Genomic DNA, 25659 nt, shown 5'->3' on the forward strand with positions numbered 1-25659 from the left:
TCTTTGCATAGAAAAAACCGAACTATTTTACAAAACTATGATTGAATGTTTTGTAAACGTTCGGCTTTTTATCGTTTTGAATCCTTTTGTCCCAGTCTCTTTTTTGAAACATTTCCTTAATCCAGCTCCAGGGATTTTCTATATCCCTGAAGGTACGTTATTTCAGACGGTGAACTGTTAGCAATTGAATTCATTGCACGGTGCCATAACGGATAGTACGGTTCCGGACGTGCAACCGATTCAATTTTATCATGCTCATCCTTTGATAGTTCAATTTCGTACGAATCAATATTTTCGCGAAGCTGCTCCTCATTTCGGGCAGCAATAACGACCGGGCCGACATTTGGACGATCTTTCACCCAGGCAAGCGCAATCTGCGGAACCGTCAAGCCACGGTTATCCGCTACTTCCTGAAGTGCATCAATGACTCTATAAAGCCTTTCTTCATTCTTCACCCAAGGCTCTGACCAACCTCCGCCCTGACGAGTATTTTTTGGCGCGCGTTTATCGCGGCTGATTTTTCCGTTAAACAAGCCCTCACCGAGCGGACTCCAGATCATCGAACCAATCCCTAATTCACTCCCGGCAGGCAGCAGTTCATATTCTGCTTCCCGGGCCTCCGGTGTATAATAGATCTGTTGGCAAATCGGCGGTATGTAGCCGGGTTGCTCTGCAATCGTAAAGGTTCTGGCAAGCGCCCATCCGCTGTAATTGGAAACGCCCCAATAACGGATCTTTCCTGATTTAACCAAATCCGTCATCGCTGCAACCGTTTCCTCTACCGGCGTACGCCCGTCCCACAGATGGACAAAGTATAGATCCAGATAATCGGTTCCTAAGCGCTTGAGCGTCTGGTCAATGGATTGCTCGATATTAATGCGAGACGCACCAACGGAATTCGGATTATCCCCTAATGGGAAACCGGTTTTTGATGTTAAAAGCACTTGATCCCTGCGGCCTGCTATAGCTTCGCCAAGAACTTTTTCTGCATCTCCTTTTGAATACAGGTTTGCGGTATCAAACATATTGATTCCAGCTTCCAAGCAAATATCCACCATTTTTCTGGCTTGCTCGCCCTGAACGTTTCCCGCAGCTTCAAATCCGTTTGTTCCACTGAAAGGAATGGTACCTAAAATATATTTAGGCACTCTCAGACCCGATTTTCCCAAATTGATATATTCCATACGATCCTCTCCTATCTCTAATGCTCTACTATCCTTTTCCCTTCAAATATGTGAATCAATCATTTATGAGGAGAATTTACAAAAGCAGATAGGAGTTGATGTTATACACTATCACCCGAAGTATTGAGTCGATAGTTCACTTTCAAATAAAAAAACTGAGTTGACACAAAACCGGCACACTCAGTTTTTTCTAGTTTCTATGCAGCTTGTAAATGCCTACTAGGAGGTACACCAAACGAATTTCTTTCATATCTATTTTCATACAAACCTAGTAACGCTTCATCTAGAAGGTCTAGCTGTCGACATCAAATATTCAACCAAACCGCCATCTTATACTTTAACCATAGCCTCTTCATCTATGCCACGAAAAAGATGTTTCATATTTTCTATTACATAATCAGGTCGTATCCCGGTGTTTTCCATATCTGCCTCCTTTGAAATCCCTGTCAGGACTAAGCATGTAGCAAATCCCTGTGCTATTCCCAACTGAATGTCCGTATCTAAACGGTCACCAATCACCAATATTTTTTGTCGCTCAACACCTAGCAGCTCAACCATCTGATCACTATAAAACTTATCAGGTTTACCAAGCACTTTATTAATTTTCTGTCCCGAAGCCACCTCTATCGCTTTCGCAAGGGATAACGTATCTGGGATGAAACCGCTCGGTACTGGACAAGAGGGATCCGGATTGGTGATAATGAAGTTTCTGCAGTTTCTGACCGCGTCCATCGCAAACTGTAAATCATCATAAGTAAATGATCTGTCCATCCCCGTAAGGACATGGGTTGCTTTCATCGGGTCCTCTGTTGTTTGAATGGAAAAGTTTCTAAGTTCCGTTCTGATTGCCTCTTCTCCAATAATAAAAACAGTTGCATCAGGCTCAAACACGGAAAAATAAGATCCTGCCAGATACGGGGCAGTAAGAATTTCTTCTAGTTCCGTAGCAATGCCCATTTGCTCTAGCCGGATTTTCCCTTCCTCACGTGTTAATGTAGGAGAGTTTGTAATAAAGAGCACTTTTTTCCCTGTCTTGCGAATGATATGTATCGTTTCCTTAACTCCAGGAAGCAATTTATCACCTAGATAAATCGTGCCATCCAAATCGAAACAATACGCATCAAAATCATTAGGTAAGATCACTCTGCTCCCCCTCATACTAGCACGCAAAGACTCTTTGATTTAAAAATTCTTTTCCTATACGCAGCTCATCCAAAGAAGTACCAGGCGCATATTCTAGAATCAATTCACAATTAATCTCATTTTCATTTAGCGTATTGATAATTTTACTCCAATCCATTTTTCCTGTTCCAATTGGTAGATGTTCATCCGCTTCTCCTAAATTATCATGGATATGAAGCGCGATTAACCTGTCTTTCACCATTCGTATTACTTCAGGTATGTCCCAACCATCCAGCTGGGCATGTCCAACATCAAGTAAATAACCGGCTGTCTCATCGATCTCGTCTAAAAAACTTGCAAATTCTCTTTCATTAAAAAGAGCATTCCCCTTGTATCCAACATTTTCAATAGCGAGCCGGACCCCTAAAGGTCGCGCAACTTCACATAATCGCTTAATATATTCAGCGGCTCGAAGTTGTGCTTGCTTTTTATTAAAACTTGGAGAAAAGCAGAACCCTGGATGAATCACCACATGGTCGGCATGAATCATCCCTGCAAATTCAATCGCTTTTTTGTATTCAGTAAATGAAGCTTCGCGAATTGCTTTATTTTCGCTTGTCAAATTTATATCCCATGCGGGAGGATGAATACTAAAAGAAACTGGAAATTTCTTCAGCTCAATGGAGAGTGTCTCAAGCAACTCCTCCATCTCATTCCATGGTCCGCCATCCATCATAATTTCAATTTTATCCGCTCCGTACTCTATTAGCTGATGAATATTTGTAAGGACATCATTGTTCAATAGTAGCAAATCCGAATAAGTTACTGATTTATTCATTATACAGTCACCTTTCCTTCTTCAAGATAATGCAGCTCTTCTACCACTTTCATCTGTTGTGGATAGCCTATATTCTTTTCTGTATTTTTAAAGAAAAAATGAAATTTCTCCATGAATGGTCGAACATAAGCATCCTGCCCATCGTGCCAGTTTCCATTTTCACTCATTGCAATCAGCTCTTGTCCATCCACGTCTAAATAGACTCCATAATTATCCCCTTGATTTTCAACATATTTTACTTGCCCACGTAATCCATTTGGCAAAGGAATGGCAGACAACTCTGTATGTTCCGGTCGGATACCGAACAATAGCTCTTCCGCTCCTATCTGTGAAATCTGCTGTTTCCATAGATCATTCAATAAAAAGCTCTGTTTCCCTATTTTCACTGAGCCGTCACCCAACTCCATCTCCAATATATTTGTCGGAGGAGAACCGATAAACTTTGCCGTAAATACATTTGCAGGTCGATGATACACATTCTCCGGTGTATCAATCATTTGTAACTCTCCGTTATACATCAAGACAATTCGATCGGCAAACGTCATCGCTTCAATTTGATCATGGGTTACATAGACGATCGTCTGACCTAACATTTCGTGAATTTTCTTCAATTCCTTTCGGGCAGAAACCCGCAGCTGGGCATCCAGATTGGATAAAGGTTCATCCAGCAGAAAGAAGTCACTTCGTTTGACCGTTGCCCGAGCCAGTGCCACGCGCTGACGTTGCCCACCAGATAGCTGTTTTGGAAGACGATCCTCGTATCCTTTTAACTGCAGCATCTCCAAAACAAACTCAAGCCGCTTTTCAATTTCTTCTTTGTCTACCTTTTTAACCTTCAAACCGTATATGATATTTTGTTTCACTGTCATATGCGGGTATAACGCATAATTTTGGAAAACCATCGAAACATTCCGTTTTCCACTCGGAATATCATTCACCTTTTGACCATTCATGAATAAGTTTCCTGCCGTAATATCTTCAAGCCCGGCAATCATCCGCAAGATCGTCGACTTACCACATCCGGACGGACCTAGCAATATCAAACGTTCTCCTTCTTTTATCGTAAAGTTAAGGTCCTTTACAACTTCAGTGTCGCCATAAGATTTCTTGACATGCTCAAATTTGATTTCTTTCATTATGCACCCTCCATTATTTAATACCTGATGAAGTGAATGTCCCTATAATATACTTTTGGAATGATAGGTATAAAATGAGTGGGATGATCATCGTAATGACCGATACAGCCATCGCAACAGTAAAATTCGTGCCGCCTTCCGAGCTGATATACATCTGAAGCGCCAAGGGCAATGTATAATTTTCAGTTGTTTTCAACACAAGCACCGGCCATACAAACTCATTCCAAGTACCAATAAAAAACCATATTCCTACAGAAGTTACCGCGGGTCGTACAAGGGGCAACACAATATCCTTCATGATTCGGCCATGCCCCATATTATCCAAACGAGCTACTTCAATCAAAGAGCCCGGAATGTTTTTCATTGCCTGATGAATCAGGAATATACCTACAGCGTCCGCCAATTGCGGCAGAATCACTCCCCACACACTATCAAGCATTCCAATTTCCGAGATAATCAGATAGTTGGGGATCATCGTGACGGTAAAAGGAATGAAAATTGTACCGATTAAAAGAAAATAGATTACTTCTTTCCCTTTAAATTTAAAATAGACAAACGCATAGGCCGCTAAAAAGGAGGTCACCAACTTAAATACTGTGGCAACAGAAGCTACAACAAATGTGTTCATAGTAATTTTCAAAACAGGCAATGAAGCAAATAATGTTCGATAATTTTCCAAACTAGCGTTAATCGGAAGGATGTTCAGTACATTATTATATGCATCCTCTAATGGCTTAAAAGACATTCCGAAAGCATAGATAATGGGAAATACCATGACTAGGACAGTAACCATGAAAATAAAATGCCAGATCGTCTCCGCATGTCTACTAATTCTCATAATAAACCCCACGCTCTACAAACTTGAATTCAAGAAATAGCAGCAATAAAAACAACGCCATCGTGATAATCGATAAGGTTGCTGAGTGTCCTGTACGGTATACAACAAATGCTTCATGATACGCATGATAGATCAGATTGGAACTAGCATAATCGGGTCCGCCTTGCGAAACTACTTTTACGGGTGTAAATACATATTGTAAACTCTGAACAATCGTGATAATAAATACATAAATCCCCGTGGCACTACTCATCGGCAAAATGATTTGGATGAAAATACGCCAAAGTGGAATATTGTCTAGCTTCGCCGCTTCAATGATTTCCCTAGAAATTCCGTTAATCGAAGCATAAAGAAGAATGAAATTATAGCCAAAAATCTTCCAGGATGTAATCAAACTTAACACGACGATAATCCATCCTTCTGCTTTTGACCAATTGGGTATCTCCAACCCTATCCATCCAAACACAATAGCCAAAGGACCCGAAACCGGATTTAACATCCAAGTAAATAAGATCGAACCGACAACCAGAGAAATAAATACTGGTAAAAACAGGGCACTTTTATAAAAGTTTTTGTACTTTTTTAACACAATATCAATAACAAAAGCAAAAATATATGGGATTGCACAATTAATAACTAGTAATAACGCGATATAAAGAAACGTATTGCCGAGTATTCTATAGGTTTTCGGATCAGAAAGTACTTCTATGTAATTTTTCAATCCAACATACTCTTTTGTCGGACTGATCATATTCCAGTCAAAAAAGCTTAAATATACTGTATATATAATGGGCCAAAATGTAAAAACCGCAAAGATGATGATCGAGGGGACGAGCAATAAGTAACCAATCGCATTCTCTCTATTAATTTGCAACATTCTTCTTGCGGCTGTTAACGAACTCATGTCACGATTCCTCCACTTAGTTCATTTTTTAGATTGACGGGAGGTGGAACAACCTCCCGAACAGATCTTGTAAATTATTATTGTAGTAGCTCATTAACCTCATCTTCTGTAGCTTTCAGCCCCTCTTTAGGAGAAACACTTCCTTTTAGCAGCTGATCACGAAGATCAAGTAACAACTGTTCAGCCTGCAATCCTGCATCCCCTGGGAAAGAAGCCCATGGAACTACTCCATCCATCTGCTCAATAGCAGCCGCCATCATCTCATTTTCTTTCAGATATTCTTTCAAGCCATTTTCCGCATCTGCAACATCATGACGCGGTGGTACATAGCCCGTTCCTTTCGTCCATTCAGCCATTGCTTCCACACTATACAAATAGCTCATAAATTCCCATGCAGCCTTCTGTTTTTCTTCCTCCTGTGCTGTGATCGCAAGCATCGCTCCTCCTGCCGGAAGCTTCGCATCTTTTCCTTCCCATATAGGGGATCTCACTGCAGCCACATCAAATTGTGCATTGTCTTGAATATTGGAGCGTTGCGCAATCGTCGTATAGGCCATCGCTACACTACCATCAATAAAGCTTTGTACTCCTTGATCCCACCCTATATGCAATGCGGTTTTATCCTTTACTATCATATCTGTTAATAATTGATAAGCTTCAATGCCTTCATCCGATGCAAATGTTGCTTTTCCATCCGTTAGGAAGGATGCTCCATTACTTTCAAGCAAGGCTTGAGTAGCCCAGTTATCAGCCGGTTCTTGGAAATAGAATCCGTATTTTCCTGTACGTTCTTTAATCTCTTTTGAAAAACTTTTTACTTCTTCCCATGTTTGCGGTCCATTTTCATCAAGACCCGCTTCTTTTAACATGTCTCTGTTAATATACAAAACTGGCGAACTTAAAGAATACGGAATGCCCACCTGATCGCCTTTCGCGTTCTTTGCCAAATCCATTACATTGGGTAGAAAATGATCTTTAAGAAATGTCTTATCTTCAGGGAAATGTTTATCAATTACCGTTTGTGGTGACACGTACTCAAAGTTCTCGGAAAAGTAGTTTAAAAATGCCCAACCGATCTGAACTACTGCAGGTGAATTACCAGCCGCAGCCTCGGCTTGCATATTCTGCATCAGCCCTTTGTACATATCGGGATTGTATTTGGCTACCACTTCAACGGTATCACTTTGTTTATTAAAATCGTCTACCAATTGGGTCACCGTCTGTCCCCCTTGGGTTTCTGCATTCACATGCCAGTATTCGATGACGGTCTTTCCATCGTCACCGCTCTCCTTACTCGACGCTTCGTTCGTACAGGCTGCCAGAAATAATGTAAACCCGATACATAATGTTGCGAGTAACCATCGTTTCATTTATTTTCCTCCTTTTCCGTCTGATTTTTTGTATTTCTTCTTGGTGGGTCATTCACCGTATGTACATCTTGAAACCGATCTTAAATTTCACCATCTCAAAACAACCTTGTATACTCTTAAACTCACCTCCCAATCCATTATCCTGTACAGCAATTGCTTATTCACTTATGAGTATAGCTTTCGATTGTTAATAGCGTTTAAAGGGCATGTAAAGAATTATTAAGATCGTAAGGATCACATTTCTCTATTTGAATCTTTTTGAACGCACGAAAAAATCCCTATCACGACCTAGTTGTGATAGGGGTAAAATGTATTAACCGATGAAACCTTTCATCGCAAATATGATTAATCTGCTTTATCATGGAGTATCATCTAGGCTCAACTACTGATGAATTATGATATTTGCATCGTCGCACAAAATTATAGAATGTCATTTCATTTAGGCACAAATTAGGCACATATATTTTTTGATAACTATACCTGTTGTTCATTTACTCAATTATTCCTGCAAAGTTGAAAACCAATACTAATAAAACGTTGAACAATTCTTTCATTCTCTAAGTCTTTATCTAAGACTACAATTAAATCTTCTTGAGCTCTTGATAATACAACATAAAATAGTTTATAAGTCATAGCCACGTTGTTTATTTTACTTTCTAATGCTTTTCCTATTAATAACTTATTGTAATTTGTTACATTTGGCTTATTTAGATAGGTTTCAAATGTATTAGGAGCCAAGACATCAATAAATTTTTCTTTTTGATATTTTTCTTTAAATAATAATATATGACTTTCCAGTTCCTTGTGATATTTATCATGCCATTCCTTATTTGCTATATTGCCTTTTTTTTCTTTTTCTAACGCCTTAATTTTTTCTTGAATAGGGCAGTTATTAAATTTGTCAAAAAGCTTTTCAAATGTGGTCAGATTTAATTTTTCATCCATACTCCAAAGTTGAAGGAAATCAGTCATATAAACTCTTGCTCGTGCATTATTCTTCAAATAAACCATAACCTTTTTATGACTTTCACCTTTTACACCATGCTGTGTAGAGCTACTTAAATACTTTTTCTTTCCATCAAGATAATTATTATAAAAAAGTTCTAAGATAGGTTGATATTTATCTGTTTTGATAAGCTCAATTTCTTTCTTCCATAAGGATAGACTTTCAAGCAAAGAAATATAATCATGAATCCTATTTTCATCTTTTTTGTTTTGAAAATCACATAGTAGGTTAAAATCTCTTAAAATTTTCCTTTTTAAAACTTTCTCTTTGACTACTTTATTTCTCATATAAATAGACATGGCTGAAACATATTCGTTATTTAAATAGTATTCTATCATCTGACTAGACTGGTTTAAAATTTCCATGAGAGGATCTACTGATTTTTCAAAGTTTATTACATCAGTCAATTTTACATTTTTAGAATTATTATGTTTATATTCAGGTAGTTTCACATACTCCTCATATAGCTCTGAAGCAGAAGATAAAACCTCTCTCACAGTAGGTACTAACAAAAGATAATCTGGATATTTACTACGAATACCGTTTATTTCATTACTAATAAATAATCTAGGATTAATCCCTAATGAACCCGTATAAGAAACTTGTTTAATTGAAGCATCATTATATATTTTATTTAATATATCTACAATTTCTGTTGGTGATCTATAATTTGTAAGCATAGTCTTATCTAGAGTGAATTCATTTAAAATTTTACGAATAATAAAATGAGAAGAACCATATATATTCTGCATTTCATCACCAATTAATTTAAAACAAGTCTCTGTATTTTTAACCGCATAGTAAAATGCTCTAATTACTGAAGGATCTGTATCTTGATATTCATCTATGATAACTTCTTCATATAAGAATGTTAAACGTTTTCGTAACTTGGGAACTTTATTAAAACAAAACTCTGCAAATTGTAATAAATCATCATGAGACAATTCCCCAAATAAATAGCTACTCCATATTCGCTCATTATATTTTATACCTTTCTCCAACCAAACTTTTTTCAATTGAATACTACTTCTTATTTCCCCGTTTGTTTCTTCTAATTCAACCCACTTTCGGTATGTAATGTTTTCCTTATTTTTATCACTTTTATCCTCTTGCATCTCTTTATATTTGATTAGTTCTGATTCAATATCATCTTTATAAAAGTTGTAATACTCTTCAATTATTTGTTTTTCTTTTTGATGATTTTTAAAAAATTGTGATAGAAAAGAATGAATAGTAAAAATATCAACCATCGGATTTTCAATCCTTCTTTGTAACTCTTCTGCTGCCCGATTTGTAAAAGTAATACATAATACTTTTTTGGAAAATTCTTGTTTCTTTGATTTTTTTATTAAATAACTTTCAATTTTTGTTGTTTTGCCACTTCCTGCTGGAGCATGAATTAAAGTCAAATTTTTTGATCTTGTAACCACTCTAATCCCTCCTTAATATAAGTAGGTAGTCCCTTTATCTGCAAATTTTTTTCAATTATTGAATACATGAAATCTGTTTTCTTGGAACTTTCTACAATATCGTGACTAGTATAAATACAATCACAAACTTTGTGCTCTGTATTATCTTGTTCCCTACATTGTGGGATAGAAAAATTTAATCCTTTGTCCTTTCTTATTTCCTCCCATTTTCTCTTATCTAATTTTAAAAAAGGTACGATTTCTAGTTTGTTAAAAATTGCCTCTTCTAATGTACGAGAATAACCATCCTTTTTTCCTTGTGTTGCAACTCTTATTTTATCCCACTCTTCCTTATTATTTTTAGAAACAATCATATCTAAAATATCTTTGACTATAGCTGGACTATTCAAATTTAAGAAATCTTTAAAGGACCCATTAGTACTTTTAGAAACTAATACATCATCAATACTTCCACACTTTTTGGGATAATCAATATCTGTTAAAATTAAACTCGGTATTTGAAGAGCCTTTAAAACACTGTTATACCTATGTGCATAGGCCCCACCAACCTGTATATAAGCGATATAAGAACGTTTTAAATCTTTAAAGCTTTCTTCATGAGATATTATCCCTTCTAGGTACATTCTTTCTGTATCACCCTCATATAAAATCGCTTTATCAGCAAATACTAAATCTGAAACATTTACCTTGTATAAAAAATGATCTAAGTTTTCAATATTATTAAGATTGGTTGCTTCAGTTTCAAACTTTTTATTTTTAAATACAATAATTTGTTTTAGTGGCGTTATATTAACAATTTCTCGTGAATGAGTAGTTGTTAAAAATTGGATACCCTTCTCATCTTTAATATTTTCAAGTTTTTGATATAAATACTTAATAAAAGCGCGTTGCATTTGTGGATGCAAATGTGCCTCAGGTTCTTCAATAATAAAAAGGTGAACTTTGTTCTTTGAAGATTCAAGTTCTTCTATTTCCTGTAAAAATTCCTGAACAATTAAGTGCATTTTCACAAGATTATTATAGCCTAGACCTTGAGAAAATTCGTCTAAAGTTTGTTCTTCCAAAGCATCATAAGTTACTTGTAATCCCTCATTTAATAATCGCTCTACATTTTCTTCCTCAAATGAAATTTCTGTAATAAGAGAAATAATTGTATCCCCTGTAGTATGCCGAACTTCTTTTAAAAATTCCGACAAATTATCCAAAGAAGCACCTTTAATTTTTTCTTTTATTTCTGCTTCTATCAATATCCTTTCAGTTTCTTTAGATATTTTCGAATATGTATTCTTCCATTCTTTCTCTTTTACTAATAAATCTATCGTGTGTTCTGTAATAGTGGAACCTCTTTTATTTTCATCATCATGCATTTCTTTGTTTGCAGAAATAATTTCCAATGCAAATAAACTCGAAAATTCTTGACCAGTTATTTTTTGAGGATTTCTATACTGTGGATCGGTATAATAATAATGAGTTTCATATCCTTCAGAAAAAATGCTTTTAAATAAATAGTCTTTTGATTCCATCGTCAATTCATTATAATATTTACGATTTAGCTTATGTTCAACAACAAAGAAAATACTTTGTCTGTTTTCATCCAAATCTACTAAATACGGCATTAATAATTGAACGTTTTCCAAATCATTATATTCTACTTCTATTTCTATACGGATACTGTTTTTACTAACAAATTTATTATATGCGTCCGTCCACTTAAAACTATCATCCTTATCCTCACTGAAAAGTTTATGAAAATCCTCCTCTAACACTTTTCTTTCCTTAATGGAGTAATCTTTATATGTAAATTTCTTATCTTTAAAGATAATCTTGAATAAACGAACTAACGAAGTCTTACCGCTATTATTTTCTCCAGCGATCAGACGACTAGTATTTTCAAGGAAATTCAAGTTCACATTTTGCAATTGTCTGTAGTTTTTTATTTTCACCTTTTTTATATACACTAAAATACCCCCTAATTGTTTACAGACCATTATACACTAAAAAATGTCTTGTTTTTGATATTAAGGAGTAATTTATAATAATCGTAATCGTCAATCCACTTTTAGAACTTTTTAGTAGCAAAATAAACTTGCCAAATCCCAACTTTCCCAATATATTTAATACGGGTGATGTTTTGAAAAATCTTAATAAGTCACCAAAAGAAACAAGTCAAACTATGTATAAATGTGTCCTTTATAAAAAAATTTTGCTTCATTTCGGCATAAATTAAGCGCAAACAAAAAATACCCTTGCCACAAACGTTATTGTGACAAGGGTTATAGTCATTAACCGATACTGCCTTCCATTTCAAACTTAATCAAGCGATTCATCTCTACCGCATATTCCATCGGCAGTTCTTTCGTGAATGGCTCGATGAAGCCCATAACGATCATTTCGGTTGCTTCCAATTCAGGAATGCCGCGGCTCATCAAGTAGAAGAGCTGCTCTTCAGATACTTTCGATACTTTTGCTTCGTGTTCCAATGAAATATTGTCATTCAAGATTTCATTGTATGGAATCGTATCGGAAGTGGATTTCTTATCCATGATCAATGTATCACACTCAATGTTCGCACGAGCGCCGTCCGCTTTGCGTCCGAAGTGGACAATTCCGCGATACGTTACTTTTCCTCCGTGTTGAGAAATTGACTTGGATACGATGGTAGACGATGTGTTTGGAGCCAAGTGCATCATTTTTGCGCCTGCATCTTGGTGCTGTCCTTTACCTGCGAGTGCAATCGATAATGTCATACCGCGTGCGCCTTCGCCTTTTAGGATGACTGCTGGATACTTCATCGTCAATTTAGAACCGATGTTGCCATCAATCCATTCCATTGTCGCATTTTCTTCACATACTGCACGCTTCGTTACCAAGTTGTAGACGTTGTTCGCCCAGTTTTGGATTGTCGTATAACGGCAATACGCATCTTTTTTGATGATGATCTCAACAACTGCACTGTGAAGTGAGTTTGTTGTGTAGACAGGTGCTGTACAACCTTCTACGTAGTGAACGCTTGCACCTTCATCTACGATGATCAATGTACGCTCGAACTGTCCCATGTTTTCCGAGTTGATTCGGAAATAGGCTTGCAGCGGTGTATCCACTTTTACGCCGGGTGGTACATAGATGAACGATCCACCAGACCATACTGCAGAGTTCAACGCTGAGAATTTATTATCCGTGTTCGGAATGATTGTTCCCCAATATTGCTTAAATAGTTCTTCGTTTTCACGAAGTGCGGAATCTGTGTCTTTAAAGACGATTCCCAGATCTTCAAGATCTTCTTTCATATTGTGGTAGACCACTTCGGATTCATACTGTGCAGAAACACCTGCCAAGTATTTTTGCTCCGCTTCAGGAATACCTAATTTATCAAACGTACGCTTGATTTCTTCAGGTACTTCATCCCACGAACGTTCCGTTGCTTCAGATGGTTTAACGTAGTACGTGATCTCATCAAAGTTCAATGAATTCAAGTCTCCGCCCCATTGTGGCATCGGTTTGCTGTAGAAAATCTCCAAAGACTTCAGGCGGTAATCCAGCATCCACTGAGGTTCTTCCTTCATGTTGGAGATCTCTTCCACTATTTCACGTGTCAATCCACGTTCTGAACGGAATACAGAAACGTCTTTGTCATGGAAACCATATTTATAATCGCCGATTTCTGGCATTTGTTTCGCCATTATTTATTCCTCCGTTCCATAATTGCTCGTACTTTGGCCAAGGTCACTGCGACTCACCGGAGACTCCCTTTTCCATCGCTTTCCAGCTCAATGTTGCACATTTAATGCGGGCAGGGAATTGTGCGACACCCGACAGTGCTTCTAAATCATCGAGTTCAATGGAATCGTCCAAATCTTTGCCTAACATCATATCAGAAAAGGTATGCGCCAATTTCGTTGCATCTTCTGTAGATTTTCCTTTAATCAACTGGGTCATCATAGAGGCTGACGCCATCGAGATAGAGCAGCCTTCTCCTTCGAATTTCACGTCTTTGACGACATCATCTTCAACATTCATCGTTAAATGAATTACATCGCCACATGTTGGATTGTTCATGTCAATCGTGACATTCCCATCTTCCAAAACGCCTTTATTCTTAGGATTTTTATAATGATCCATGATGACAGATCGGTAAAGCTGATCAAGTTTATTAGTAGACATCAGTAAAATACTCCTTTGCTGTGCGAAGTCCTTCCACGAGGCGGTCTACATCTTCCGTCGTGTTGTATAAATAAAAACTAGCACGCGCGGTCGCTGAGCATTCAAGCCATTTCATTAAAGGCTGTGCACAGTGATGACCTGCACGGACAGCAATTCCATTCATGTCGAGCACCGTCGCAAGATCGTGTGGATGAACATCATTCAAATTAAATGTCACCAAACCTGCACGCTTTCCAGGATCAGTTGGCCCATAAATAGCCAATCCGTCAACCTCGGACATCTTCTCCATCGCATAGCCAGCTAATTCATGCTCATGCTGTTCAATTGCATCCATTCCGATTTTCTCAAGAAAATCGATAGCTGCTCCCAGCCCTATTGCACCTGCGATAATCGGAGTACCGCCTTCAAACTTCCAAGGCAGCTCTTTCCAAGTAGATTCATACAGGCCGACAAAATCAATCATCTCGCCGCCGAATTCTACAGGCTCCATAGCATTAAGCAGATCTTTCTTACCGTAGAGGACTCCGATTCCAGTAGGTCCGCACATTTTATGTCCGGAAAATGCAAGGAAATCACAATCTAGTTTCTGAACATCAATTTTCAAGTGCGGAGCTGCCTGCGCAGCATCTACACACATGACCGCGCCATGTTGGTGGGCGATTTTCGTAATTTCTTCTATAGGATTCATCGTTCCGAGGACGTTGGAAACATACATGATCGACACAATTTTCGTACGATCTGTTATAGTTTCGCGTACTTTATCTATTGATAACGTGCCGTCTTCTTCCAGATCAATATATTTCAATACAGCGCCTTTTTCTTTGGCCAATTGCTGCCATGGAATGATATTGGAGTGGTGCTCCATATGCGTGATGATAATTTCATCACCTTCCGAGACATTTGCACGGCCGTAGCTTTGAGCGACTGTATTTAAGGCAGTCGTAGTACCACGCATGAAAATGATTTCTTCCGTGGATTTTGCATTGATGAACTTACGGACCTTCTCACGCGCACCTTCATAACCATCTGTTGCACGATTACCAAGTGTATGCACTCCGCGGTGAACATTGGCATTGTCAAAGCGGTAATAGTGTTCCAGCGCTTCGATGACTTGGACAGGCTTTTGCGATGTCGCAGCACTGTCCAAATAAACGAGCGGATGTCCGTTGATTTCTTGATTTAATATAGGGAAATGATTGCGGATCTCTTTATTGAGCATTAGCGCACTTTCCTTTCAATAACCTCCGTCAATTGCTTTCTAACTCCTTCGATCGGCAATTTGCTGACCACTGGAGCTAAAAATCCATGAATGATGAGGCGTTCTGCTTCTTCCTTAGAAATACCACGACTCATTAAGTAGAACATTTGCAATGGATCTACACGTCCTACAGAAGCTGCGTGGCCTGCTGTTACATCGTCTTCATCGATCAACAAAATTGGGTTCGCGTCACCGCGCCCTCTTTCGCTCAACATCAGCATACGTGACTCTTGGACGGCGTTCGCACGTGTTGCGCCTTTTGCGATCCGACCGATTCCATTGAAAATCGCAGTAGAGGATTCTTTCATGACACCGTGTTTCAAGATGAAAGCATCCGTATCAAGTCCCCAGTGAACAATTTCAGAAGTGAAGTTCTGCTTCTGGCTACCGCGTCCAACGACAACGGATTTCATATCACTTGATGAGCCGTTTCCGACTAGGTGCGTAATGTTTTCGGAAATTGTATTGCTGTCGTTCATTAAGCCAAGTGCCCATTCAATTCTTGCATCCCGACCTGTAATTCCACGGCGATTGACATACGTCGTCAATCCTTCCGCTAATACATCTACTGCACCATAGACGACTTTTGCATTATCCATCGCAAATACTTCAGAAACGATGTTTGCCTGTCCTTCTGCATGCTCCATAGTAGAGAGGTAGTTTTCCACATATGTGACCGAACTATTCGCTTCCGCCACAACCAATACGTGGTTGAACAAAGATGCCTTTTCATTGTCATGAATGAAGAGTACTTGAAGCGGATCTTCGATGACAACGTTTTTCGGTACATAGACAAATGCGCCGCCGTTGATCAGTGCCGCGTGAAGAGCTGTAAGCTTGTGCTCATCTACTTTGACACCATCCGTCATTAAATACTTTTGCATCAAATCACTGTGTTCGCGAGTAGCTGTGAAGATATCTGTCAAGATCACGCCTTGTGACTTCAGATCTTCTGACAATGAAGTGAATGCCGGAGTGTTATTGTGTTGCACGTAAATATTTTGTTGTTGCTCTCCATCGATCAATGCTTTCGCTTCAGAAGGCAATTCTTCCAATGTTGCAAAGATCGAGCTTTCAACTGTATGTGAAGGGAATTGTGTGAAATTCCAATTAGTGATTTTAGTTTTATCTGGTTTCGGCATTGCGAGCACTTCCGCTTTCGCTAGAGCGTTCGCACGAAAATCTGCCATCCAAGCAGCTTCCTCCACGTTTGCGGAATAAGAGCGGACGTCCTGTTCGGTCAATGCCAAAGTTGTTTCAACCGTCATTTTAAAGTCGTCCCCTTTCTTATGCTTCTTGTCCAACCGTCTCGTCATCAATTCCTAGTTCTTCTTTGATCCAGTCATATCCTTGGCTTTCAAGTTTAGCTGCCAATTCAGGACCACCGGATTTTACAACCTTACCTTGCATCATGACGTGTACATGATCCGGCTCGATGTAATTCAGTAGACGCTGGTAGTGTGTGATGATCAAGCAGCCGAAGCCTTCACCGCGCATTTCGTTGATTCCATTTGAAACAACTTTCAATGCGTCGATATCCAGGCCAGAGTCAATCTCATCAAGAATTGCGAATTTTGGTTTTAACATCATCAGTTGAAGAATTTCATTACGCTTTTTCTCTCCGCCTGAGAAGCCCTCGTTCAAATAACGAGTTGCCATATCTTCATCCATTTCTAGGAACTCCATTTTACTGTCAAGTTCACGGATGAATTTCATCAGGGAGATTTCATCGCCTTCTTCACGGCGAGCGTTGATTCCTGAACGAAGGAAATCTGCATTTGTTACGCCTGTGATTTCACTTGGGTATTGCATTGCTAGGAATAGACCAGCTTTTGCACGCTCGTCCACTTCCATTTCAAGAACGTCTTCACCGTCAATTGTGACGCTTCCTGATGTAACTTCATATTTTGGGTGACCCATGATCGCAGAAGCAAGTGTAGATTTCCCTGTACCATTCGGTCCCATTATTGCATGGATCTCATTTGTATTAATTGTTAAGGTAACACCTTTTAAGATTTCCTTGCCATCAATTTCGACATGAAGATCTTTAATTTCCAAAGTTGCCATTCCAATACCTCCAGTATGATCGCGTTGAATGGTTAGCCATTCTCTATTTAGTATCATTCTAATCTTACCCCATATTCGGGTGGGTTGCAAATCATTAAGAATCATTATAATTTAAAGAGCAATTCAGCGGTTTAATGCGGATGAAGACTATTTGGAATTCACCTATTTTTCAATTGACTAGTATTGAATGAGAATCAACGAGAGAATAGTCTCTAAGAATTAGACAGAAAAAAGTCGGCAAATACCGCCGACTTTTCTTGTTTTTTATACTTTTTTCGTAAAACGGTCAACAATCATAGCCAGTGCACCATCGCCTGTTACGTTGGTAGCCGTTCCGAAACTGTCCTGCGCCATATACAAAGCAATCATGAGTGCCACCATCGCATCGGAAAAACCGAGCATCGTACTGAGCAGTCCAGTTGCCGCCACTACTGCGCCTCCTGGAACACCCGGAGCCGCGATCATCGTAACACCTAACATGAAAATGAATTGTAAATAACTACCGAAACTGATATCCATTCCATTCATCAGCATAACGCCGATCGAGCAAGAAACAATTGTGATCGTACTGCCGGATAAATGGATTGTCGCAAATAACGGAACAGTGAAGTTCGCCACACGTTCAGATGTACCTGTTTCTTTTGACTGCCGCAGTGTAACCGGAATGGTTGCTGCAGAAGACTGTGTGCCGATCGCTGTCATATAGGCGGGTGCCATCGTTTTCATCAAGACGAACGGATTACGCTCAGTTAATGTACCGGCAGTCGTATACTGTAATGTCAACATGACCAAGTGAAGCAAAATAATCATCACGAAGACCAAGACAAACACAGACAAAACATTGGCGACTTCTCCGGTATATGTCATATTGAGAAAGATTCCGAAAATATGAAACGGCAATAATGGAATGATAATGACTGAAATGACTTTTTCGACAATGAGATTTAATTCATCGAAGAAAGACAGCATCGTCTTCCCATTGATGGACGCCATACCAATCCCCAATACGAACGCGATGAGAAGAGCAGACATGACTCCCATAATCGGGTCCATTTCCATTTCAAAAAAAGCTACTCCTGCAGCTCGTGCGCCTTCTGCAACGGACGTATCTGTAGACTGATGAATGAAATTCGGCAAGAGTGCCGTAGCTGTAAAATAAGCTAGCAGACCTGCGATAATCGTAGATCCATATGCAAACGCTGCGGATAAGCCCAATAATTTCCCAGAACCTTTCCCGAGCTTCGCGATACTTGGTGCAATGAACGCAATAATAATTAATGGTACGATAAAGTTCAAAAACCCACCAAATAACATATTAAACGTGGCCGCCAGACGAACGAACCAATGCGCAAACCCTTCATGAATCGCAGGCAGCAACAAGCCGAGCCCGATCGCCAGCACTATGGCAATCAAAATTCGCCATATGAGCCCTAATTTAAACTTCACAATACGTCCTCCTCAAATACACATCTGTATTACTGAAACAAAATAACTTTACCACAATTCGAATCAATAAAGAAGAGTTTGTTTGTTTTTTTTGTACAAAAAAAGCCGATAGCTACACTCGCTATCGGCTTTCACAACCTTACTTCACAGGAACAACTGAGCCTTTCCATTCTTCCAAAATAAAGTCTTGAATTTCTTGGGATGTCAGTACTTCGATCAGCGCTTTAATCGCATCGCTGTTTTCATCGCCATTTCTCGTTGCAACAATATTGACGTATGGAGATTCTTTATCTTCCAAAGCAATCGCATCTTCTAATGGATTCAAGCCAGCGTCGATCGCAAAGTTTGAGTTGATCAACAAAGCATCACCTTCATCATTATTATAAAGCTGAGGCATTAAAGCTGCTTCATAGTTTGCATCGAAGTTTAGATTTTTAGGATTTTCAACGATATCTTCCACTTCAGCTTTAACTTTTTCTACGTCTTCAGCCAGCTTGATCAAACCTTTTTCTTCAAGCATTGCAAGTACACGACCATGATCCGCTACAGAGTTACTGATCAGAATGGTTGCACCGTCAGGAAGTTCTTCCAGAGTCTTGTACTTTTTAGAGTAGACTCCAATCGGCTCAATATGAATTGCACCTGCATTGACGAAATCATAATTGAAGTCAGCAATTTGACCTTCTAAGTATGGAATGTGCTGGAAGTAGTTTGCATCCAGTACTCCTTCCTCCAAATCTTTATTTGGAAGTACATAATCTGTATAGCTTTCAATATTCAGTTCATAGCCTTTTTCCTCTAAAAGAGGCTTTGCTTTTTCTAGGATCACAGCATGCGGCGTATTGGATGCACCGACTACTAACGTCGTTTTCTCTTCTTTTTCTTTATCAGCATCCCCATCTGCTGCATTGCCGCCTGTCTTGTTATCGTCTTTTGTTCCGCATGCTGCAAGTGCTAAAACTAAAGCTGCCGCGAATAGACCGAATAAAAACTTCTTCATATTCACATTTCTCCCTTTCCATTATAAATTTTATATGGTTAACAGGGGCTCCCAAAAAGGAAGCCTCCGGCAATCCCTTTACCTCTTGTCCAAACGATTCACGATGAAGTCACCGATAAATTGGATGACAAATACTATGACGAGCACTAAGATTGTTGCCATCAACGTCACGTCTCCTCGATTACGCTGGAAACCTTCCAAATAAGCAAGTGTCCCGAGTCCACCCGCACCGATTACTCCTGCCATCGCAGTATAGCCAACAAGTGCAATGGAAGTAACCGTAATTCCTGACACGAGCGCGGGCATCGATTCAGGCAACAGAACTTTGAAGATGATCGTAGAAGTACGCGCACCCATCGAACGTGCGGCTTCAATGACTCCCTTATCGATTTCCTGTAACGCGATAAGTACCATCCGTCCGTAAAACGGTGCAGCTCCAATAATCAAAGCCGGCAGCGCAGCATCAGGACCGCGCATCGTTCCGATCAATAAATTGGTTAACGGAAGCAATAGAATAATTAAAATGATAAATGGCACGGAACGGAAGATATTAACGAAAGCACCTGTGATGACATTCGTAATTTTATTCGCCCACAACTGTCCCGGACTTGTCAGGAACAACAGCAGACCAAGACCGATGCCGAGCACAAATGTAAATAAGGTAGAGTACGCTGACATGTACAGCGTTTCTCCAGTAGCCGTCCACATTTTCTCCCAATTAACATTTGGAAACCACTGTTCAATCATTTGCCAGCACCTCCGTCTTTACTTCATTGGCATGTAAGTAGGCGATGGCTTCATCAATGACCGCCACGTCACCTACAAGCTGCAAGACGAGTGTACCGTATGCGCCGTCACGCGTTGTCGAGATATTTCCTTGAACAATATTGACATCGACCGGAAACTTTCGAATCAACTCTGCAAGCACCGGCTGTTCCGTACGTTCCCCGATAAACGCCAATTTCACGAGTTTTCCAAGAGGTGTCTCTTGTTGAAGATGTGCCACCGCTGCGTCCGTGTCTCCTGTATCCGTCACCTGAGATATAAAACGCTTCGTAATATCCGCTTGCGGGGATTGGAAGACATCCAGGACACTGCCGATTTCTACGACTTTCCCTGCTTCCATGACCGCTACACGATGGCAAATCTTACGAATAACGTGCATTTCATGTGTAATCAAGACGATCGTCAAACCGAGACGTTCATTGATATTCGTCAACAGATCCAAAATCGCGTTGGTCGTTTCAGGATCCAGTGCAGAAGTCGCTTCGTCACAAAGCAACACTTCAGGGTCATTAGCAAGCGCTCGTGCAATACCGACACGCTGCTTCTGTCCACCGGATAATTGCGCGGGATACGCCTTCTCCCGTCCTGTCAAACCGACCAGATCAATCAGTTCCTTCACTTTGCGCTGACGTTCTGGTTTCTTCACGCCTGCAATTTCCAAAGGGAACGCAATATTTTCTTCAACAGTTCTTGACCACAGCAAGTTGAAGTGCTGGAATATCATACTGATCTTCTGACGCGCATTTCGCATTTTCGCGCCCTTCAGCGTCGTCATTTCTTGCCCATTGATCACAATGCTTCCTGAAGTCGGTTGTTCCAAACCATTCAACAACCGGATCAATGTACTTTTCCCGGCACCACTATAACCAATGATGCCGAAAATTTCTCCTTCTTTAATCGTGAATGTTACATCATCCACTGCTACAATTTCTGAACCGCTCAATTGGAATGTCTTTTGAACGTTTGTTAGTTGAATCATTTCCTGCACCACCTTCAATAAATCCATTATACTCGTTTCCGTCCGTCAACGCCTGTCGAGGCTTAACGGCGCTTTCCGCTTTTGATCACATCCAGCTGCAATCGCCAGCCTCTCGGGTCACTTCAGTCTTTACGAAAAGGTGCAAAGAACTCACCTTGTCGTAAAGCCCTCCAGTGCCTGCCGAGGCTTAACGGCGCTTTCCGCTTTTGATCATAAAAAAACCCTTCTGCAGATAAGCAGAAAGGCAGAACGTATGAATCGTTATGTACGTTTCCATTCTCTCATCTGTCAAAGCAATTCGCTTTGAGTGACTTGGCACCATTTCACATATGTGACGGTTGCCGGGCTTCATAGGGCACTTCCCTCCACCACTCTTTATAAGAGTCTTGATATTCAATTGATTGTACTACTTATACCATACTTCCGTTTCCATTGTCAACTCAGCTTTTCCAGTAAATAAGGAACGGAATGAAATGCATAAATCTTTTCCATCGGTTGCCCGGAGCGATGAATAAGCAAGCAAGGTACACTTTCTATCTTATAGTCTTCCGCTAATTGCACGACGTAGTTTAAATCTGCTTTACCAATTGTCAGCTCCGGACGCAGTGTTTCAATCACCGTCAGCATTTTAGATGCAACTGCACACGTCCCGCACATCGGAGTAAATAAATAAAAAGCGGCCAATTGCTCCGCCGCCTGTTCGCGTTCCCAATCTTCAATCGTCCAATTATCCATATGCCCCACCTGCCAAATAGTTGGAATGTATCTTGAAATTAGCTGCGACTAAAATGCCCGCTAACACTTTGATCGGCGTTGTCGCCACTTCCCGGTACAGTCGATCTGTATATAAGTGTTTTGCTTCTGGATAGAGCTGCTTGAACAACTTGCGGATCGTATCACCTGAAACATCCGCATCCACAAAGATGAAAAGTTCCTGCTCTTCGTATGGCGCCAGAAGTTCTTCAATATGATAGGAACTGATCGTGCCGTTTGTACAAATGATATCTACCGGCTCCGCAAGCATTGGTCTTAGCCGGTTGCGGTCGGTACTGCCTTCCACAATAAGTACTTTCGGATTCATCCACGTTCCTCCTCATAGTGTAAAAAAGCGCTGGAATGTTCCCAGCGCTTTTACTTTTTATTCCCCAGCTGTCATTTTTTCATACTGTTCAGCTGTCATTAATTCATCAAGCTCAGCTTTGTCAGCAACTTCAACAACGATCATCCAAGCGCCTTCATACGGAGACTCGTTTACAAGCTCGGGGCTATCTTCCAGCTCTTCATTTACTGCTACGACTTTACCAGTCAATGGAGCATACAATTCAGAAACAGTTTTCACTGATTCAACACTACCGAAAGGCTCGTCTGATTTCACTTCATCGCCAACTTGCGGAAGCTCAACGAATACGATATCCCCTAGTTCAGACTGTGCGAAATGTGTGATCCCGATACGGTATTTACCGTCTTCTTCTTTTACCCATTCGTGCTCTTCTGAATAACGCAAATCTTTTGGTGTGCTCATGTCTTAACCCCCAACATTTGTAATAGTTTATCTCTATTTAGTTTGCCATAGATCCGTATGAAAGACAAGATTCTATGTTCATCCTTGCCATGTTTCTGCGAATATTGCTTCATTAAAACCTACCGTCACTCGCTGGCCATCTGTAACAATCGGACGCTTGAGCAACATGCCATCTGAAGCGAGTAAAACAACCTTTTCATCGTCTGTCATGTTAGGCAGTTTATCCTTCAATTGAAGCTCTCGGTACTTCATGCCACTCGTATTGAAGAACTTTTTCAATTCCAATCCGGAGTTTGCGATCATCATTCGCAGTTCCTCTTCACTTGGCGGTTGTTCAGCAATATTTACTTCTTCAAATGAAATCTCTTCATTCTCCAACCATTTCTTTGCTTTGCGGCACGTTCCGCATTTCGGATAGCCATAATATGTAACTGTCATTTTTGTGCCCCCTTTTTGGTCAGTATAGCAAAAAGATGTTTGAATTGCTTGGTCCTCGCCCATTGCAAAAAGGTTTTCCGATAAATCATGAACTGACAGGAGGCGTTGAGCAGAGAACAGAGTTTGATCTACCCTGGATTTAATCACTCTATGAGCGCTTTGATTAGCTTTATGATCAAGTTCAGTGATGTTATGAGCGCATGAAGGCTGTGTATGAGCGGCCGAACACTTTGTATGATAGACAGCCAGAATTTATGAGCGCCTGCGATTCGTTTATGATCGTCGGAAAACTATTTCGGCGATAAATTGAAAAAGCTGCCCGGAAGATCATTTCCGGACAGGGCTCTTTCATCGTTCAACTATCAAACGATATACTTCTCTGCCTCGATTAATCTCTCAGCAGCTTCACGTTTCTTCGCAATCAAGTTATACGGATTATTACGTGTCAGCTTACGTAATGCAGACAGCATCATACGTTGGTTGTCGCCTTCCACAGCTGCAAGTAGTGTCTCCTTCGCTGCTGCTTCGATGCGTGCGAACGCTTCCTGACAGAAGATTTGTGTGTAAAGTAATTTTTGGTTTTCTTTTTCTTCACCGTTTTTATTAATCGCTTTCTCCGTCCGTAACAGGGCAGATTCCATCCCGAAGAGATCATTCGCAATGTCCGCGATGTTCACAAGGATTTCCTGCTCTTGCTCAAGCTTTGTGCCAAAGCGCTGCGCTGCAAGTCCTGCCACTAAAATACCGATTTTCTTCGCATTTTTCACAAGCATTTTCTCTTGAGCCAACGCTTCGTCGCCCACTTCTTCAGGCATCATCATGAGCAGCTCTTCTTGCAGTCCTTGTGCTTGTTGCAATAATGGCAATTCGCCTTTCATTGCTTTCTTAATGAACGTACCCGGTACGATCATCCGGTTGATTTCATTTGTTCCTTCAAAAATACGGTTAATACGGGAGTCGCGGTAAATACGTTCTACTTCATATTCCTGCATGAAGCCGTAGCCGCCGTGCAGCTGAACTGCCTCATCCACGATATAATCAAGTACTTCAGAACCAACGACTTTGTTGATGGAACATTCAATCGCATACTCTGCAATCGAAGCCGCCACTGCTTTACCGTCCTTTTGCTCTTCCAGGCTCATTGCAGCATTGCGCTCTTCAAAGTAACCTACTGTACGGTAGATCAAGCTTTCTGTTGCATAAAGCATAGAAGCCATCGTACCAAACTTCTCTTTCGTCAAGTTAAATGAAGAAATTGGTGTGTTGAACTGTTTACGTTGGTTCGCATACTCAATAGCCAACTGAAGGGAACGTTTCGAACCTCCGATTGTTCCTACTCCCAATTTATAACGACCAATGTTCAAGATGTTGAATGCAATAATATGACCTCTGCCAATTTCACCCAGCAAGTTCTCTACAGGCACTTCTGCATCTTCCAAAATTAGCGTACGAGTTGAAGATGATTTGATACCCATTTTTTTCTCTTCCGGACCTACTGAAACACCTGGGAATTCCTTCTCTACGATGAATGCTGTGAATTTGTCGCCATCCACTTTAGCGTATACAACGAATACGTCAGCAAATGCAGAGTTCGTGATCCATTGTTTCTCACCGTTTAAGACGTAGTGCGTACCCGCTGCGTTTAATTTTGCAGTTGTTTTCGCTCCAAGGGCATCCGATCCTGAGCTTGGCTCTGTTAAGGCGTATGCGGAAATCTTAGCACCAGTTGCAGAGTTTGGTAAGTACTTCTTTTTTTGCTCTTCATTACCGAATAAAACGATTGGCAATGTACCGATTCCTACGTGAGCGCCGTGTGTGATAGAGAAACCTCCTGCTAATGACATTTTTTCAGCGATCAATGCAGATGAAATCTTATCCAAACCTAACCCTTCGTACTCTTCTGGGATGTCCGCTGCAAGCAGTCCAAGGTCTCCGGCTTTTTTCAATAGTTTCACAGAATGTTCGAACTCGTGATTTTCCAGATTATCAATTAAAGGAGCTACATCATTTTTAACGTACTCTTCCGTTGTCTTTGCAATCATCTTTTGCTCATCTGTAAAATCTTCCGGTGTAAATACGCGTTCTGCACTCAGGTCCTCTGTTAAAAACGCTCCACCTTTAACGAATTCTGTCATATTAATTCCCTCCATAGCTTTTGTCATATATATTCCCCC

General features: G+C 40.2%; 23 protein-coding genes and 1 riboswitch. All 23 genes read right to left on the reverse strand.

From position 1 onward, the window contains the following. Positions 1-116: 116 nt before the first annotated feature. The gene (locus tag MKY93_RS14625) at positions 117-1184 is read right to left on the reverse strand and encodes an aldo/keto reductase (protein ID WP_078818036.1); all 1068 of its coding nucleotides are present in this window, start codon (positions 1182-1184) and stop codon (positions 117-119) included. Between the two features lie 330 nt (positions 1185-1514). Next, positions 1515-2327, reverse strand: a complete 813-nt coding sequence (locus MKY93_RS14630; RefSeq protein ID WP_340759812.1) for an HAD-IIA family hydrolase — start codon at positions 2325-2327, stop codon at positions 1515-1517. Positions 2328-2343: 16 nt separating this feature from the next. Then, positions 2344-3144, reverse strand: coding sequence for a sugar phosphate isomerase/epimerase family protein (locus tag MKY93_RS14635; protein ID WP_340759814.1), 801 nt, complete (start codon positions 3142-3144; stop codon positions 2344-2346). Continuing rightward, the gene (locus MKY93_RS14640; protein ID WP_078818033.1) at positions 3144-4280 is read right to left on the reverse strand and encodes an ABC transporter ATP-binding protein; all 1137 of its coding nucleotides are present in this window, start codon (positions 4278-4280) and stop codon (positions 3144-3146) included. The genes MKY93_RS14635 and MKY93_RS14640 overlap by 1 nt, the downstream gene beginning before the upstream one ends. A gap of 13 nt (positions 4281-4293) precedes the next feature. Then, on the reverse strand, positions 4294-5118 hold the full coding sequence (locus tag MKY93_RS14645) for a carbohydrate ABC transporter permease (RefSeq protein WP_078818032.1): 825 nt from the start codon (positions 5116-5118) through the stop codon (positions 4294-4296). Beyond that, positions 5108-6022 (reverse strand): carbohydrate ABC transporter permease, encoded by a 915-nt coding sequence (locus tag MKY93_RS14650; RefSeq protein WP_340759820.1) that lies wholly within the window; start codon positions 6020-6022, stop codon positions 5108-5110. The genes MKY93_RS14645 and MKY93_RS14650 overlap by 11 nt, the downstream gene beginning before the upstream one ends. 77 nt (positions 6023-6099) lie before the next feature. After that, positions 6100-7392 carry an ABC transporter substrate-binding protein gene (locus MKY93_RS14655; RefSeq protein WP_340759822.1) on the reverse strand — a complete coding sequence of 431 codons (1293 nt, stop codon included), beginning with the start codon at positions 7390-7392 and terminating at the stop codon, positions 6100-6102. Positions 7393-7887: 495 nt separating this feature from the next. After that, a complete protein-coding gene (locus tag MKY93_RS14660) occupies positions 7888-9828 on the reverse strand; it encodes a UvrD-helicase domain-containing protein (RefSeq protein ID WP_340759824.1) in 1941 nt (646 codons plus the stop codon). Then, positions 9804-11786, reverse strand: a complete 1983-nt coding sequence (locus tag MKY93_RS14665) for an ATP-dependent nuclease (protein ID WP_340759826.1) — start codon at positions 11784-11786, stop codon at positions 9804-9806. Before MKY93_RS14665 ends, MKY93_RS14660 begins: the two co-directional genes overlap by 25 nt. Positions 11787-12110: 324 nt before the next feature. Next, a complete protein-coding gene (gene sufB / locus MKY93_RS14670) occupies positions 12111-13508 on the reverse strand; it encodes a Fe-S cluster assembly protein SufB (RefSeq protein ID WP_078818029.1) in 1398 nt (465 codons plus the stop codon). Between the two features lie 43 nt (positions 13509-13551). Then, positions 13552-13989, reverse strand: coding sequence for a Fe-S cluster assembly sulfur transfer protein SufU (sufU, locus tag MKY93_RS14675; RefSeq protein ID WP_221835827.1), 438 nt, complete (start codon positions 13987-13989; stop codon positions 13552-13554). Then, positions 13979-15208, reverse strand: coding sequence for a cysteine desulfurase (locus tag MKY93_RS14680; protein WP_340759831.1), 1230 nt, complete (start codon positions 15206-15208; stop codon positions 13979-13981). The genes sufU and MKY93_RS14680 overlap by 11 nt, the downstream gene beginning before the upstream one ends. Beyond that, the gene (gene sufD / locus MKY93_RS14685; protein ID WP_078818026.1) at positions 15208-16515 is read right to left on the reverse strand and encodes a Fe-S cluster assembly protein SufD; all 1308 of its coding nucleotides are present in this window, start codon (positions 16513-16515) and stop codon (positions 15208-15210) included. The genes MKY93_RS14680 and sufD overlap by 1 nt, the downstream gene beginning before the upstream one ends. Before the next feature lie 19 nt (positions 16516-16534). Further along, the gene (gene sufC, locus MKY93_RS14690; RefSeq protein WP_078818025.1) at positions 16535-17314 is read right to left on the reverse strand and encodes a Fe-S cluster assembly ATPase SufC; all 780 of its coding nucleotides are present in this window, start codon (positions 17312-17314) and stop codon (positions 16535-16537) included. 264 nt (positions 17315-17578) lie between these two features. Next, positions 17579-18760 (reverse strand): dicarboxylate/amino acid:cation symporter, encoded by a 1182-nt coding sequence (locus MKY93_RS14695; protein WP_340759833.1) that lies wholly within the window; start codon positions 18758-18760, stop codon positions 17579-17581. Between the two features lie 139 nt (positions 18761-18899). Further along, positions 18900-19760: a MetQ/NlpA family ABC transporter substrate-binding protein gene (locus MKY93_RS14700; RefSeq protein WP_340759835.1), complete on the reverse strand. Its 861-nt coding sequence runs from the start codon at positions 19758-19760 to the stop codon at positions 18900-18902. 78 nt (positions 19761-19838) lie between these two features. Then, positions 19839-20507 carry a methionine ABC transporter permease gene (locus tag MKY93_RS14705; RefSeq protein WP_078818022.1) on the reverse strand — a complete coding sequence of 223 codons (669 nt, stop codon included), beginning with the start codon at positions 20505-20507 and terminating at the stop codon, positions 19839-19841. Continuing rightward, on the reverse strand, positions 20500-21525 hold the full coding sequence (locus MKY93_RS14710) for a methionine ABC transporter ATP-binding protein (RefSeq protein WP_078818021.1): 1026 nt from the start codon (positions 21523-21525) through the stop codon (positions 20500-20502). Before MKY93_RS14710 ends, MKY93_RS14705 begins: the two co-directional genes overlap by 8 nt. A gap of 278 nt (positions 21526-21803) precedes the next feature. Further along, a riboswitch (SAM riboswitch) is annotated at positions 21804-21909 on the reverse strand. 51 nt (positions 21910-21960) lie between these two features. After that, entirely contained in the window at positions 21961-22260 is a 300-nt protein-coding gene (locus MKY93_RS14715; protein ID WP_078818020.1) for a thioredoxin family protein, read from the reverse strand. Beyond that, complete coding sequence (locus MKY93_RS14720; protein ID WP_009498147.1) at positions 22253-22606, reverse strand: hypothetical protein; 354 nt, start codon at positions 22604-22606, stop codon at positions 22253-22255. Before MKY93_RS14720 ends, MKY93_RS14715 begins: the two co-directional genes overlap by 8 nt. A 57-nt stretch (positions 22607-22663) precedes the next feature. Next, a complete protein-coding gene (gene gcvH, locus MKY93_RS14725) occupies positions 22664-23047 on the reverse strand; it encodes a glycine cleavage system protein GcvH (RefSeq protein WP_009498148.1) in 384 nt (127 codons plus the stop codon). Positions 23048-23125: 78 nt separating this feature from the next. Next, positions 23126-23485, reverse strand: coding sequence for an arsenate reductase family protein (locus MKY93_RS14730; RefSeq protein ID WP_040759452.1), 360 nt, complete (start codon positions 23483-23485; stop codon positions 23126-23128). Positions 23486-23847: 362 nt separating this feature from the next. Then, on the reverse strand, positions 23848-25647 hold the full coding sequence (locus tag MKY93_RS14735) for an acyl-CoA dehydrogenase family protein (protein WP_281250668.1): 1800 nt from the start codon (positions 25645-25647) through the stop codon (positions 23848-23850). Positions 25648-25659 lie beyond the last annotated feature (12 nt).

Source organism: Sporosarcina sp. FSL W7-1283 (assembly GCF_038003105.1).
GTDB classification, from domain to species: domain Bacteria; phylum Bacillota; class Bacilli; order Bacillales_A; family Planococcaceae; genus Sporosarcina; species Sporosarcina newyorkensis.

Coding starts and splice junctions, on each gene's coding strand:
- MKY93_RS14635 (WP_340759814.1), bottom strand. CDS start 3,144: ATGAATAAATCAGTAACTTATTCGGATTTGCTACTATTGAACAATGAT.
- MKY93_RS14645 (WP_078818032.1), bottom strand. CDS start 5,118: ATGAGAATTAGTAGACATGCGGAGACGATCTGGCATTTTATTTTCATG.
- MKY93_RS14710 (WP_078818021.1), bottom strand. CDS start 21,525: ATGATTCAACTAACAAACGTTCAAAAGACATTCCAATTGAGCGGTTCA.
- sufD (WP_078818026.1), bottom strand. CDS start 16,515: ATGACGGTTGAAACAACTTTGGCATTGACCGAACAGGACGTCCGCTCT.
- MKY93_RS14655 (WP_340759822.1), bottom strand. CDS start 7,392: ATGAAACGATGGTTACTCGCAACATTATGTATCGGGTTTACATTATTT.
- MKY93_RS14705 (WP_078818022.1), bottom strand. CDS start 20,507: ATGATTGAACAGTGGTTTCCAAATGTTAATTGGGAGAAAATGTGGACG.
- sufU (WP_221835827.1), bottom strand. CDS start 13,989: ATGTCTACTAATAAACTTGATCAGCTTTACCGATCTGTCATCATGGAT.
- MKY93_RS14715 (WP_078818020.1), bottom strand. CDS start 22,260: ATGGATAATTGGACGATTGAAGATTGGGAACGCGAACAGGCGGCGGAG.
- gcvH (WP_009498148.1), bottom strand. CDS start 23,047: ATGAGCACACCAAAAGATTTGCGTTATTCAGAAGAGCACGAATGGGTA.
- sufC (WP_078818025.1), bottom strand. CDS start 17,314: ATGGCAACTTTGGAAATTAAAGATCTTCATGTCGAAATTGATGGCAAG.
- MKY93_RS14640 (WP_078818033.1), bottom strand. CDS start 4,280: ATGAAAGAAATCAAATTTGAGCATGTCAAGAAATCTTATGGCGACACT.
- MKY93_RS14730 (WP_040759452.1), bottom strand. CDS start 23,485: ATGACAGTTACATATTATGGCTATCCGAAATGCGGAACGTGCCGCAAA.
- MKY93_RS14650 (WP_340759820.1), bottom strand. CDS start 6,022: ATGAGTTCGTTAACAGCCGCAAGAAGAATGTTGCAAATTAATAGAGAG.
- MKY93_RS14720 (WP_009498147.1), bottom strand. CDS start 22,606: ATGAATCCGAAAGTACTTATTGTGGAAGGCAGTACCGACCGCAACCGG.
- MKY93_RS14700 (WP_340759835.1), bottom strand. CDS start 19,760: ATGAAGAAGTTTTTATTCGGTCTATTCGCGGCAGCTTTAGTTTTAGCA.
- MKY93_RS14625 (WP_078818036.1), bottom strand. CDS start 1,184: ATGGAATATATCAATTTGGGAAAATCGGGTCTGAGAGTGCCTAAATAT.
- sufB (WP_078818029.1), bottom strand. CDS start 13,508: ATGGCGAAACAAATGCCAGAAATCGGCGATTATAAATATGGTTTCCAT.
- MKY93_RS14735 (WP_281250668.1), bottom strand. CDS start 25,647: ATGACAAAAGCTATGGAGGGAATTAATATGACAGAATTCGTTAAAGGT.
- MKY93_RS14680 (WP_340759831.1), bottom strand. CDS start 15,208: ATGCTCAATAAAGAGATCCGCAATCATTTCCCTATATTAAATCAAGAA.